The organism is Mesorhizobium sp. 128a, from assembly GCF_053848025.1.
In genome coordinates this window covers 1-12,011 of record NZ_JBSPKY010000022.1, presented here as the reverse complement: position 1 = coordinate 12,011, position 12,011 = coordinate 1, and the positions used below count along the sequence as shown (strand labels likewise).

Sequence of the window (12,011 nt, the reverse complement as noted above, 5' to 3'; positions counted from 1 at the left end):
CATGGCCTGTCGCAACAGATCCTGGAATGCTAGAGCAACCGCCTTGGCAAAGGTGGAGGTTCGACGCATGAGCAAGAAGACACGGTTGATACTGGTGGTGGTGATCATCGAAGCAGTCCTTGCGGGCATCTGGTGGTATCTCGCCCGCTTCGGCATGGCCAATCCTGATCGCGTCACAGCCGATTTTCAGGCCGTAGTCGGCCAGACGATGGGGACCGCGATGGGCGGGTTGCTTGGTCTCGGCGTCATCCTGTTTGTCGCCGCAGCCCGCAGCGACCGCAAGGCGGCGCAGCAAAAGACGCCACGCTGACTTAGCGCTTTGAGACCTGTCAGAACGGCAGTCTCGCATTCTCCTTGACCTCCTTCATGACGAAGAACGTGCGGGTTTGCCGAACGCCCGGCAGCGCGATCAGTTTCTGCCCATGCAGCTTGTTGAAATCCGCCATGTCGCGGACCCTGATCTTCAGGAGATAGTCGAAGTCGCCGGCCACGAGATTGCAGTCCAAGACCTCCTTGAGTTCGAGCACGGCCTCTTCGAAAGCCGCGAAGCTTTCCGGTGTCGAACGGTCGAGCACGACGCCGACCATGACCAGCGCGCCAAGGCCGACCGCAACAGGCGCGATCTCCGCCCTCACCCCGGTGATGAAGCCCTCTTCAAACAGGCGCTGCGTGCGCCGATGGCATGTGGCGGCGCTGACATTGACGCGGGCCGCCAGCTCCGCATTTGTCAGCCGCCCCTCAGCCTGGAGCGCGCGCAGGATTTTCATGTCGATGCGGTCAAGGGCCGGCGTGGAAGCTTCTTCCATTTCGATGATCCTTCACAGACGATCTGGGCAATCGGATCGCCCATCTGTGAAGCATGCAGGAATCGTTGGCGCAAGTTCGAGAGCACCTTTCGCATAATTGCGCCTATCTTCCGCCGATCGAAAACGATCATGGCGGAGACAGATCGATGTCACTCCTCGCAAATTTCGAACGTTACCCCCTGACCTTCGGCACGACGCCGATCGAGCATCTGCCGCGGCTGAGCGCGGCACTGGGCGGAAAGGTGCAGGTCTACGCCAAGCGCGACGACTGCAATTCCGGGCTCGCTATGGGCGGCAACAAATTGCGCAAGCTCGAATATATCGTCCCGGACGCCATTGCCTCCGGCGCCGACACGCTGGTGTCGATCGGCGGCGTCCAGTCGAACCATACGCGCATGGTGGCTGCGACCGCCGCCAAGATCGGCATGAAATGCGTGGTGATCCAGGAGAAATGGGTGCCCCACTACGACTCGGTTTACGATCGGGTCGGAAACATCCTGATGACGCGGCTGATGGGCGCGGACAGCCGGCTGGTCGATGACGGCTTCGACATCGGCATCCGCAAGAGCTGGGAGGACGCCATCCAGTCGGTGAAGGACGCCGGCGGCAAGCCCTACCCGATTCCCGCCGGCGCCTCGGTGCACAAGTTCGGCGGGCTGGGCTATGTCGGCTTCGCCGAGGAGGTGGCGAGCCAGGAAGCCGAGCTCGGCTTCACCTTCGACTACATCATTGTCTGCGTGGTGACCGGATCGACGCAGGCCGGCATGATCGTCGGCTTCGCCGCGCAAGACCGCGCCGACCGGGTGATCGGCATCGACGCCTCCGGTACGCTCGACCAGACCCGCGCCCAGGTACGCCGCATCGTCGACGACACCGCCGCCCTCGTCGGGCTCGGCCGCACCGTGCGCGACGACGAGATCGTCATCAATCCCGACTATGCCTATCCGGCCTATGGCGTCCCCTCGGATGAGACCAACGATGCAATCCGGCTGGCAGCCCGCACCGAGGCGATGATCACCGATCCGGTCTATGAGGGAAAGTCGATGCAGGGACTGATCGACCTGACCCGCAAAGGTTTCTTCCCCGAGGGGTCGAGAATTCTCTACGCACACCTCGGCGGCGCGCCGGCGATCAACGGCTACAGCTATTACTACAAGGACGATGGCGCCCCGACCCGGCCGCAACCGGCAGCGAGCTCTGAACGGGAAAGCACAGCGCCGGAGACACTGCCGCCGCTCTTCCCCTGATCAGGGGTCCTCACCGCTGCGGGCAAAATGCCACTCGACCAGGGGCTTCATATGCGGCGCCAGCCCCTCCGGCAGGTCCGCGGCATGGCGGATGATCACCGGTCCTTCGATCTCCGGGTCGGCCTCGGTGGCGACGAAGACGCTGATGCGCCGCGCAATCTCACTGGCCGGCTCATCGACGTGGTAGCGGCGGAAGAGAACCGTGCCGGTCGAAGTCGACAGCGCGTGGTAGCGCCTGCCGCGCGCAGCTGTCGTCAGGTCAAGCCCGGTCTCCTCGCGCACTTCGCGGATCATGTTGAAATCGACATCGACGCGGCCGTCGCGAAAATCGATTGGCTCGAACGAGCCGGCGGCGAAATAGACGCGACCGGCCATGACCGTGTGCGGCCCCATGCGGATCGCCACCAGCGCATTGTCGCCGGCGACCAGCATGGCGTGGCCATAGGCATGCTCCGCGCCGGTCCCCTGCCGGTTCTGTCGCCACAACATGAAGGTCGAGTACTTCACCGCGTGACAGCGCCCGACCAGACGGTTGTCGCGCCAGGCGAGCGCCGACAGCAGCACCACGGTGCCGTCGAACAGTGCCGGCTTGGCAGCGATTTCCCGGCGCCAGTTCTCCTCGATCGCCAGCTGATTGTCGCGCTCGAACGCATGCGGGCCTGGGTCGAGCCGCACGTCGATTTCGTCGACCGGCAGGATGACGTTGCGCGGCAGGTCGAAGCTCACGTTCAGGCCATGTCCAGCGTGATCGCCACCGGACAATGGTCCGAGGCTTTCGGCCGGTCCCAGCCGGCGCGCGGAAAACGCTCCACCGCCTGGCCAGCCGGAAAGATGGTGCGCCAGGGCTGGCCGTTGCGGATGATGTCGGGAACCGCCGTCGCATTCTTTGCCGCCAACCCCTTCGACAACAGGATGTAGTCGAGCTGGCACAGATGCCGCTCCTTCGGCCCGCGCGTGTGATAGAAGCTCCAGCGGTCCATCTCCGGCCGGCGCTCGACGACGTTCTCGCAAAAGCCGCCAGCGGTCAGCACGTTGATGCAGGACTGGCTCTCGTCGATCACCTGGAAGCGGTAGCCGTCGACGGCGTCGCCCTCGATCTTCACCCGTTGCCGGTAGTCGTTCATGTCGCCGCAGATCGCCCAGCGCTTGTCGGCCGCGCGATCCTTGCTGAAGCGCTCCTCGATGATGTGTCGTACGGCCTGCGCCTCGGCGACGCGCATCGGCATCGTCGCTTCGCGCCCGTCGAGCCCGTTGCGCGGCGAGCCCATCGATTTGAAATGCACGAGATAGAGCGTCAGCGGCACGCCGCCGACCTTGAGGTCGATCTCCAGGCAGTCGCGCCGGAATATCCGCTCATTGGCCTGGTTTCCGAGTGCCCCCAGCTCCGGCGTGAACAGGCCGAACTGCTCGAAGGTGACATAGGCATGGCTGGTCATGCGCACGAATTCGATCGGCTGCCCCTGCGCCGTCTCGTTGCGCATCATCACGGCAACGTCGATGCCGCGCGAATCATTGCCGGCGGTGGTGTATTTCTGCCGGTAGCCCTCGCCCACCATCTTGAAGAGATAGCCGTATTCGAAGGCCTTCAGCGCTTCGATATTGTCGACCTCCTGCATACAGATGATGTCAGCGCGCGTGGCGGCTATCGCCAGCGCCGTCAGCTGGCGCGTATCGTCGGACTGCGCGATCGCACGCGCCTGCTCCAGCATCCTGTATTCGGCCTCGCTCTGAATGTCGAAAAGCGCCAGCGTGCGGTCTTCGTTGAGCTGGTTGCGGTAGCCGGAGAAATCGAACCTGTTCATCAGGTTTTCGACATTGAAGGTGGCGAGGCGCAGCGACATGGCCGTGACCTTTGCCTGCAAGCGGTGTCGAAAACAAGGGTCTCGCCCTTGCTCGCCACGGTTGATGGAACCTTTCTGTTCATCCTCCGTTCAGATGGAAAGTTCCATCAATAGGCCTCTTCCCTGGGGTATTCTGGGCGTGGGGCCTGTATCTCTTGGAGAGTGCAATGAACTCGCTCTTGTCTTCCACGGTCAAATCCGGGCTGATAGCGCTCGGGATCGTCTCGGGTCTCACGGCGCCGTCCGCCGCCGGCCCGATCCTGCAGCCAGACCTGTCGATTCCGTCAAGCACCGCAGCCCCGACGATCACGCCGGTTCGCGACGAATGGGCGGGCGGCAATGACCGCCGCTCCTTCAACGATTGGCAGTGGCGTCGCCACGACGGCCGTCGCTATGCCCGGTCGGGCAACTGGAACAACGACAACTGGAATGGCGACGACAACTGGCGCTGGCGCCATCATCGCCATCGTCACAGCCGCGATTTTGATACCGGCGCCGCCGCGGTTCTCGGCCTGGGTCTCGGCCTCGGCCTCGGCAGCATCTACAACAACGGCTATTACAACAACGGCTACTACGTGCAGCCGGCGCCCCGGCGCTATTATCGTACGCAGCGTCTTTCCAGCGCCCATGTCCAGTGGTGCTACGACCGCTACCGGTCTTACCGGTCCTGGGACAACACGTTCCAGCCCTACAATGGCCCGCGCCAGCAATGCTGGTCGCCCTATAGCTGAGTTGTAAGCGACAATGCATGACGGCGCCGCCCATCGCGGCGCCGTTTCGTTTTTGGGCGAGAGCGTTGGATCTCTTGCCGCTAACCATCTGTTTATCGGCTCGGTCTATCCATGATACGGTGCCCCCATCTGACGACCGCGCCCAATCCGGCAGCGAAGGACGTGCCGTCATGGCCGACAACGAATTGAGAAACAAATACCGGCAGCGCGTGCTGAAGGGCGCGACGATCCTGACCGGCCTTAACAATTCCGAGGTCACATGCACGGTGCGCAACATGCATGCCGGCGGCGCCGAGCTGAAGGTGCCGATCGACGCGCGCGTGCCGGACGAATTCCTGCTCTACGTGCCGGTCGACGGCATCGGCTACAAGTCCATCGTGCGCTGGCGCAGAGAAGACCGCATCGGCGTGGAGTTCACCGGCACCGAACCGAAGCCGCACTGGCACTATGGCTGAGCGTTCTTACCCTGATTGATAACAGGCCCTGATCGATAACAGGCATGAAAAAACCGGCGGATCGCTCCGCCGGCTTTTCCTGTTCAACGATGAAATCGCAGATCAGTTCTTGGCCTTGTCGACCAGCTTGTTCTTCGAGATCCACGGCATCATGGCGCGCAGCTTGGCGCCGACTTCCTCGATCTGATGGCTGTCATTGTTGCGGCGGATGCCCTTGAAGCGCGACATGCCGGCGCGGTACTCCTGCATCCATTCCGAGGTGAACTTGCCGGTCTGGATGTCCTTCAGCACGCGCTTCATCTCGGCCTTGGTCTCGGCGGTGATGATGCGCGGACCAGAGACATATTCGCCCCATTCGGCGGTGTTCGAGATCGAGTAGTTCATGTTGGCAATGCCGCCTTCATAGATCAGATCGACGATCAGCTTGACCTCGTGCAGGCACTCGAAATAGGCCATTTCGGGCGCGTAGCCGGCTTCCACCAGCGTCTCGAAACCGGCACGGATCAGTTCGACCAGACCGCCGCACAGCACGACCTGCTCGCCGAACAGATCGGTCTCGCATTCCTCGCGGAAATTGGTCTCGATGATGCCCGAACGACCGCCGCCGACGCCGCAGGCGTAGGACAGAGCGAGATCGAGCGCGTTGCCCGACGCGTCCTGGTTGACGGCGACCAGGCACGGCACGCCGCCGCCCTTCTGGTATTCGCCGCGCACCGTGTGGCCAGGGCCCTTCGGCGCGATCATGACGACGTCGACCGTCGACTTCGGCTCGATCAGGCCGAAATGCACGTTGAGGCCATGCGCGAAGGCGATCGCGGCGCCATCGCGAATGTTCGGGGCGATTTCGTTTTTGTAGATGTCGGCCTGCAATTCGTCGGGCGTCGCCATCATCATCAGGTCGGCCCACTTGGCGGCGTCCGCCACGCTCATCACCTTGAGCCCGTCGGCCTCGACCTTCTTGGCTGTCGGCGAGCCGGCCTTGAGGCCGATGGCGATCTCCTTGGCGCCGGAATCCTTGAGGTTGAGCGCATGCGCCCGACCCTGGCTGCCATAGCCGATGATGGCGACCTTCTTGCCCTTGATCAGGTTGAGATCGGCGTCGCGATCGTAATAGACACGCATTTTGGTCTTCCTTCCCGTTTTATGAATCAGAGGCCTTTCGGCCCGGTTTTTGCTCCGAAAAGAGCGAGAAACTGTTGCGTTGCCCGGACGGCGTCGCCTCCGATCGCCGCTTCAGTCAATTCCAGCCGGTCGCCGAGCAGGAGACGGATCTGCACGTCGCGGGCGACCAGCCCGAAAAAGCTGCGGAAAGCCGTTTCGGCATTCGCGAAATCAAGCAGCCCTGCCTGCCTGCCGGCAAGCAGCACCGGCTTCAGCCGTCTGGCCAGTGCAAAGCGGCCATTCTCCAAAACGATGGCGCCGAGATCGTCCTTGCCCTCTTTACGCTTGGTTGGCCCGGCATGGCCGACTGCGACACGGTTCAGCGCGATCGACGTGTCGCTCGAAATCACCCTCAGCCAGTCCGAGGCGAAACCTTCGAGGCTTGCTGTCAGCGAAGCAAGGTCGAGTTTTTCACCGTCGACCGGCACAACGCGCACTTTCGAGGCCTGCCACTGGACCGTCGCCGTCAACAGCCCATCGCGGTCGCCGAACCATTTGTAGAGCGTTTCCTTGGAGCAGCTTGCGCGGCGCGCAACCGCCGTCATGGTCAGATTGTCGCCCTCCTCGACCAGCAGGCGCAAGGCCGCGTCCAGAACGGCCTTCTGCCGCTCCGTCAGCGTCGCGCTGGTGTCGATGTCGGCACTTGCCTGCAACACAGTCGTTCCTCGCCGTCAGGGCCTAGCCAGCAATGGCCAAGCCGTACCGTACGTTACGGTTCGGCGTTCTATGCCGTATTGCTCTTGCCCTTGCAAGCACTATTTCTGCTCGGACGGTTCACTTCATGTCTGCCGCGGGAAAGAAGATGCTGGTGGGATTGCTCGCCCTGACGGTCGCCGCGGCATTTGCCGGCGCCGCTATCGTCGCCGAACAGCCGGCGCGGCTTGGCCTCGACGACAAGGCGCTGCTCAGGGAATGGCAGCCTTCCTACAAGCGCGGCGCGGCCATGCAGGCGTCGATCGCCGTTGTCGCCTGCGTTCTCGGCCTGGTCGCCTGGTGGCAGACCGGCGGTTTCGCCTTTCTCGTTGGAGCGTTTCTGATCATCCTGCCCTGGCCGTGGACGCTGATGGTGATGATGCCGACCAACAAGGTGCTGGAAGCGATGGACGCGAGCGCCGACAATCCGCAAGCCAGAGCCCTGATCGTCAAATGGGGCACGATGCACCTGGTGCGCGCCGGATTGGGCGTGCTGGCGACGCTGGCCTATCTCTGGGGCAGCCATTCGGCCTGATAGCCGGCCGAATATCGTCAGGCCCGCAGCGCAGCTCTCTCAGTCCGTAGCCGGCGGGTGGCGCAGTCGGCCGAGCAAGGCCGAAAGCATGCTCAACTCGTCCCCCGAGAGCTTGTCGCCGACCAACTCGGTGATCGAGCGTCCGTAGACCGCCCACATCAACCGGCGTGTTTCGCGGCCCTTGGCCGAAATACGGATGGTCTGGCCGCGGCCGTCATCCGCCACCTTCAGCTTCTCGACCAGTCCGTCAGCCTCGAGCCGCGCCAGCAGCCGCGAGATGTTGTACTGCGCAAACAGGGTCCGCTCGGTCAGCTGGAACGGTCGCAGCCCGCCCTCGCCGGCCTCTGCAAGCTCATGCAGCACGTCGTACCAGTCGAGCGGCGGCAAGCCACTGTCCTTCAAACCCTCTTCTGCCTGTTCGAGGAGCTGACGCGAAACGCGCATCAGGCGCGCCCAGGCTTTGACGGCTTCCGGCGAAGGCGTGGCTTTCTCGATCATGCCCACATCCTAGACGATAGATGCAATTGCATCAAGCTTGACAGTAAATGCATCTGCATCTATATACATGCAAGCGCATCAATCCGGGAAAAATCCATGAGGCACGAAATCTGCAAAGTCGCCGACGTCCCGCAGACGGGCAGCCTGATCGCACCGTTCTTCGGCCGCGAGGTCCATGTCTGGCGCAGCGGTGATCGCATCCGCGCCGCGGCCAACGTCTGTCTGCATTTCGGCGGGCCGCTCGATTGCAAGGACGGCAAGCTGGTCTGCCAATGGCACGGCGCCGCCTTCGACATGGCATCAGGCGACCGGCTCGAAGGTCCGGCGCCAAAAGCATCCCGCCTGATGTTCCTGTCGACGCGCGTCGAGGACGGCGCGTTGAACTATGTCTGGGGTGAGTGACATGCCTGAGAAGAATGAAATGACCGACAAGCTCATTCTCGTCAGCCATCATCTGTGCCCCTATGTCCAGCGTGCCGCGATCTCGCTGGCTGAAAAAGGCGTTCCGTTCGAGCGCGTCACCATCGACCTCGCCGACAAGCCCGACTGGTTCAAGGCGGTCTCGCCGCTGGGCAAGGTGCCTTTGCTCATCGTGCAGGCGAATGGCGCCGAGACGGTGATCTTCGAATCCGCCGTCATCCTCGAATTTTTGGAGGAAACGCAGTCCAATCCGCTCCACCCGGCCGATCCCTACGCCCGCGCCCGCCATCGCGCCTGGATCGAATTCGGTTCGGCGACGCTGAATACCATAGGCCGGTTCTACTCGGCGTCGACAGAGGCGGGCTTCCTTGCCGAAGCCAGCGCACTGTCGGCCATGTTCGACCGCATGGAGAACGAACTGGCCAACCAGACAGGGCCATGGTTCGCCGGCGAGCGCTTCTGTCTCGTCGACGCCGTCTACGGTCCGGTCTTCCGCTATCTCGACACTTTCGATGAGATCGGCAGTTTCGGCATTCTCGACAGCAAGCCGCAGGTCCAGGCCTGGCGCAAGAGGCTGAGCGAACGCGCCTCGATCAGGGACGCCGTGGCGCCTGACTATCCGCAGCGCCTGCGTCAATTCCTGCGCGCAAAAAGCTCGTTTCTTTCGACCCTGATCCCGCCGGATGATCTGGCCACAGCGCTTCCCTTAGCCCGATCTGCCTGAACGGATCGATCAGCGTTCCGGCCACCATTGAGGCAAGGACGCCCGGCACTGGCGGGATTTTCGCGATGGTCGCCACCAGCCTGTCGCGGAAAAAGGGCATTGCCAGAGAGTCCGACTGGTAGAAGGGCGTCAGCGCCAGCGACAGCAACTGGAAGATCCGGACATGCCAACGGCGCGCTTTGGCATAGGCTCCCAGTGCTTCGTCGACGTTGCCCGCTTGCGCCAGCGCATGGCTGAGTGCTGCCGCATCGAGCAGCGCCATGTTGGCGCCTTGGCCAAGCTGCGGGCTGGTCGAATGCGCGGCGTCGCCGATCACCGCCAGGCGCCGTCCCGCCGGCAGCTTCATCGTGTGGTGGCCATAGCGGGCCAGCGACAACTGGTCGAAACTGTCGATCTGGTTGGTGAACGCCTCGCAGCCTGGCCACAACGCAACCAGCCTCGCCTTCCAGGCGTCAAGCCCTGCCACACGCACGCTTTCGACATCCGCCGGCTTCAGGCTCCAGAAGAACGCCGCCATCCTCTCGGCACCCGGCTGCGGCCGGCCGATCGGCAGCACGCCGATCATCACGCTGGCCTTGTCGTAGCGCTGCAGCAGCGCATTTTCGTCGAAGCCTTCGCGCCAGCCGAGCGAGGCCCAGAACGCGCCATAGCTAAGAGGCCGCGGCTCGGCCGGATCGTTCAGGCACCGGCGCAGCTTCGAGCGCGACCCGCTGGCGTCGACGACAAGGTCGAACGGCCCTGCCCTTCGCCCGGTATCGAAGACCAGGTTCGCTCGCTCGCCCACGTCCATCGTCTCGATCTCGACGCCGGTTTCGATGACGATGCCTTGGCGCTGTGCGGCGCGGAACAACACGTTGAACAGCGCCGCCCGGTGCACCGCCAGCCCGAAGCGTCCGCCGGGCTGCGCATCGTAGCGCACAGCGAGCACGGTGCGGCCGGTGGTGGCATCGGTGCCGTGCAAACGCTCGATGCGGCTGCCCAGCGCCAAGATGTCGTCGAGCAGGCCGAGATCGGCGAGCACGCTCAGCCCTGTCGGTTGCAGGATCAGGCCGGAGCCCACCGGCTTCGGCTCTTTGAAGCGTTCGAAGATGGTGACGTTATGCCCGGCGCGCTTGAGATAGAGCGACGTGGCCAGCCCCGCCGGGCCGGCGCCGGCGATTGCGATGTCGAGAGATTTTTCCATTGCCCGCCCAACCAAGTGGTCGGACAATCCTTCAGCGGCCTGGTCAAATCAAGCCATTGCCGCGTGTCAAAGTGTCAGCCGACGGAGGCGTCGAACGCATCTCGCGCGTCGCGCACCGCGTCGTGGTTTAGTTCGGCCCACAGGATCAATTGATGCAGGGCGCCGAACATCGACCGTCCGAGGTCGGTCAGGCTGTATTCGACGCTCGGCGGCTTGGTTGGGAAAACTTCGCGATTCACATAGCCGTCGCGCTGCAGCTCAAGCAGTGTCTGGGTGAGCATACGCTGAGAAATATCGGGCACAAGCCGCCGCAATTCACCGAAGCGATACGGCTTCTCCGCCAGCGCCATCGCCAGCAATGGGCTCCATTTACCGTTGATGCCCTTGATGACGCCCCGAACCGGGCAATCGGAGAAATTGGCGCCACCCGTCATGGCTCTGTAGATCTCGATCTTCGATTTCAGATTGACGATCTTGCCGTCCATCGCTGGTTCCCTGCGTGTGCCTACCTCCCGGAAAACTGCCTTCTTTACGGCATGGGGTCAATTCCTATTTTAGTGCTGGTCTCTTTTTGAGACTACCGAAGCTCCCGCCATTCCGGCGCAACCGTCAGGATCCCCCATGACCGCAACTCTTCTCGTCACCGGCGCTTCCGGCCAGCTCGGCCGCAGCGTCATCAACCGCCTGCTGGACACGCAAAAGGTTCCCGCGAACCGGATCATCGCCACCACCCGCACGCCTGACAACCTTGCCGATCTCGCGGCGCGCGGCGTCACCGTCCGGGCGGCCGACTTCGACGATCAGGCCTCGCTTGCCAAGGCCTTCGCCGGCGCCGACCGGGCGCTGATCATCTCGACCAACCAGGTCGAGGTTCGGGGGAAGCGGCGCGAACAGCAGCTGGCAGCCGTCGCCGCAGCCAGGCAGGCAGGCGTCGGTCACCTCCTCTACACCTCGATGCCCAACCCGGAGCCGGGCTCCCCGGTGGTCTTCGCGCCCGACCACTACGACACGGAGCAAGCCATCAAGGCGAGCGGTATCCCTTACACCATCTTCCGCAACGGCTGGTATGACGAGAACCTGTTCATGGCGATGCCGCAGATCCTCGCATCGGGCCAGTGGTATACATCCGTCGGCAACGGCGCCATTTCCTATGGCTCACGCGACGACTTCGCGGCGGCAATCGCTGCGGGACTTGCTTCGGATACAGGCGAAAGCACCACCTACACGCTGACCGGCCCCAAGGCACACACCGCTGCCGAGGTCGCGGCGTTCGTCACCGAAGTCACCAGCAAGCCGATCCAGATTATCCAGCTTTCCGACGAAGCTTTGACCGAGGGAATGAAGTCGGCCGGCCTGCCCGAACCCCTCGCCAAGGTTCTGGTATCCTTCGACGCCGCCGCCCGTGCCGGTCACCTCGAAATGGTGACGGACGCCGTCGAAAAACTCTCCGGCCGCAAATCGGTGCCGCTGAAGCAGTTTCTGGAGACGAACAAGGCTGCACTGGCTGGGTAGAACTACGCCGTAGCGCAGAACGTCAAAAGGCCGTGCCTTTGGGCACGGCCTTTCTGTCAGATCGCCACCTGCGTGCCGATTTCAACCACGCGCCCCGTGGGGATCTGGAAATACTCGGTCGCATCGGCAGCCGTGCGAGCCAGCCCGATGAACAGCTTGTCCTGCCACACCGGCATGCCGGAATTGGGTGATGCCTTGAGCGAGC

16 protein-coding genes and 1 pseudogene are annotated in these 12,011 nt (G+C 63.2%); 8 read left to right on the top strand and 9 right to left on the bottom strand.

Annotation, left to right across the window (positions count from 1 at the left end; genetic code table 11):
* Window positions 1-67: 67 nt before the first annotated feature.
* A complete protein-coding gene (locus ACWTU9_RS27905; protein ID WP_455861130.1) occupies window positions 68-310 on the top strand; it encodes a hypothetical protein in 243 nt (80 codons plus the stop codon).
* Window positions 311-329: 19 nt separating this feature from the next.
* On the opposite strand, the gene ACWTU9_RS27900 is transcribed toward ACWTU9_RS27905, so the two are convergent.
* Window positions 330-806 (bottom strand): Lrp/AsnC family transcriptional regulator, encoded by a 477-nt coding sequence (locus ACWTU9_RS27900; RefSeq protein ID WP_455861129.1) that lies wholly within the window; start codon window positions 804-806, stop codon window positions 330-332.
* A 146-nt stretch (window positions 807-952) separates the two neighbouring features.
* On the opposite strand from ACWTU9_RS27900, the gene ACWTU9_RS27895 reads away from it, so the two are divergent.
* Entirely contained in the window at window positions 953-2,053 is a 1,101-nt protein-coding gene (locus ACWTU9_RS27895; RefSeq protein ID WP_455861128.1) for a 1-aminocyclopropane-1-carboxylate deaminase, read from the top strand.
* Here ACWTU9_RS27895 and ACWTU9_RS27890 read toward each other — a convergent pair whose 3' ends face one another.
* Both ACWTU9_RS27890 and ACWTU9_RS27885 read right to left on the bottom strand, forming a co-directional pair.
* Window positions 2,054-2,779, bottom strand: a complete 726-nt coding sequence (locus tag ACWTU9_RS27890) for a hypothetical protein (protein WP_455861127.1) — start codon at window positions 2,777-2,779, stop codon at window positions 2,054-2,056.
* Between the two features lie 2 nt (window positions 2,780-2,781).
* Window positions 2,782-3,894, bottom strand: a complete 1,113-nt coding sequence (locus ACWTU9_RS27885; protein WP_455861126.1) for an endonuclease/exonuclease/phosphatase family protein — start codon at window positions 3,892-3,894, stop codon at window positions 2,782-2,784.
* A 167-nt stretch (window positions 3,895-4,061) separates the two neighbouring features.
* Between ACWTU9_RS27885 and ACWTU9_RS27880 the strand changes: the two genes are divergently transcribed.
* Window positions 4,062-4,625: a BA14K family protein gene (locus ACWTU9_RS27880; protein WP_455861125.1), complete on the top strand. Its 564-nt coding sequence runs from the start codon at window positions 4,062-4,064 to the stop codon at window positions 4,623-4,625.
* Between the two features lie 170 nt (window positions 4,626-4,795).
* On the top strand, window positions 4,796-5,080 hold the full coding sequence (locus ACWTU9_RS27875) for a PilZ domain-containing protein (protein WP_455861124.1): 285 nt from the start codon (window positions 4,796-4,798) through the stop codon (window positions 5,078-5,080).
* Window positions 5,081-5,182: 102 nt separating this feature from the next.
* On the opposite strand, the gene ilvC is transcribed toward ACWTU9_RS27875, so the two are convergent.
* Together ilvC and ACWTU9_RS27865 are read right to left on the bottom strand one after the other, a co-directional pair.
* Window positions 5,183-6,202, bottom strand: coding sequence for a ketol-acid reductoisomerase (ilvC, locus tag ACWTU9_RS27870; RefSeq protein ID WP_454577603.1), 1,020 nt, complete (start codon window positions 6,200-6,202; stop codon window positions 5,183-5,185).
* 26 nt (window positions 6,203-6,228) lie between these two features.
* Entirely contained in the window at window positions 6,229-6,894 is a 666-nt protein-coding gene (locus ACWTU9_RS27865) for a TetR/AcrR family transcriptional regulator (RefSeq protein WP_455861202.1), read from the bottom strand.
* Window positions 6,895-7,022: 128 nt separating this feature from the next.
* Here ACWTU9_RS27865 and ACWTU9_RS27860 point away from each other — a divergent pair, with 128 nt between their 5' ends.
* A complete protein-coding gene (locus tag ACWTU9_RS27860) occupies window positions 7,023-7,469 on the top strand; it encodes a DUF1772 domain-containing protein (protein ID WP_455861123.1) in 447 nt (148 codons plus the stop codon).
* Between the two features lie 39 nt (window positions 7,470-7,508).
* Here the strand turns inward: ACWTU9_RS27860 and ACWTU9_RS27855 are convergent, their stop codons facing one another.
* Window positions 7,509-7,967, bottom strand: coding sequence for a MarR family winged helix-turn-helix transcriptional regulator (locus ACWTU9_RS27855; RefSeq protein WP_455861122.1), 459 nt, complete (start codon window positions 7,965-7,967; stop codon window positions 7,509-7,511).
* A gap of 96 nt (window positions 7,968-8,063) precedes the next feature.
* On the opposite strand from ACWTU9_RS27855, the gene ACWTU9_RS27850 reads away from it, so the two are divergent.
* Together ACWTU9_RS27850 and ACWTU9_RS27845 are read left to right on the top strand one after the other, a co-directional pair.
* Window positions 8,064-8,369, top strand: a complete 306-nt coding sequence (locus tag ACWTU9_RS27850; RefSeq protein WP_436260545.1) for a Rieske 2Fe-2S domain-containing protein — start codon at window positions 8,064-8,066, stop codon at window positions 8,367-8,369.
* A 1-nt stretch (window position 8,370) separates the two neighbouring features.
* On the top strand, window positions 8,371-9,111 hold the full coding sequence (locus ACWTU9_RS27845; protein ID WP_455861121.1) for a glutathione S-transferase family protein: 741 nt from the start codon (window positions 8,371-8,373) through the stop codon (window positions 9,109-9,111).
* Here the strand turns inward: ACWTU9_RS27845 and ACWTU9_RS27840 are convergent.
* Both ACWTU9_RS27840 and ACWTU9_RS27835 read right to left on the bottom strand, forming a co-directional pair.
* Window positions 9,068-10,294: pseudogene (locus ACWTU9_RS27840) on the bottom strand (FAD-dependent oxidoreductase); the annotation flags it as partial. The gene ACWTU9_RS27845 and the pseudogene ACWTU9_RS27840 overlap by 44 nt on opposite strands.
* A 74-nt stretch (window positions 10,295-10,368) precedes the next feature.
* Window positions 10,369-10,779 carry a winged helix-turn-helix transcriptional regulator gene (locus tag ACWTU9_RS27835; protein WP_455861120.1) on the bottom strand — a complete coding sequence of 137 codons (411 nt, stop codon included), beginning with the start codon at window positions 10,777-10,779 and terminating at the stop codon, window positions 10,369-10,371.
* 136 nt (window positions 10,780-10,915) lie between these two features.
* Between ACWTU9_RS27835 and ACWTU9_RS27830 the strand changes: the two genes are divergently transcribed.
* Window positions 10,916-11,806 carry an SDR family oxidoreductase gene (locus ACWTU9_RS27830; RefSeq protein ID WP_455861119.1) on the top strand — a complete coding sequence of 297 codons (891 nt, stop codon included), beginning with the start codon at window positions 10,916-10,918 and terminating at the stop codon, window positions 11,804-11,806.
* Window positions 11,807-11,862: 56 nt separating this feature from the next.
* Here the strand turns inward: ACWTU9_RS27830 and ACWTU9_RS27825 are convergent.
* Window positions 11,863-12,011: KUP/HAK/KT family potassium transporter (locus ACWTU9_RS27825; RefSeq protein ID WP_454577612.1), on the bottom strand; the 149-nt coding region annotated here is incomplete at its 5' end.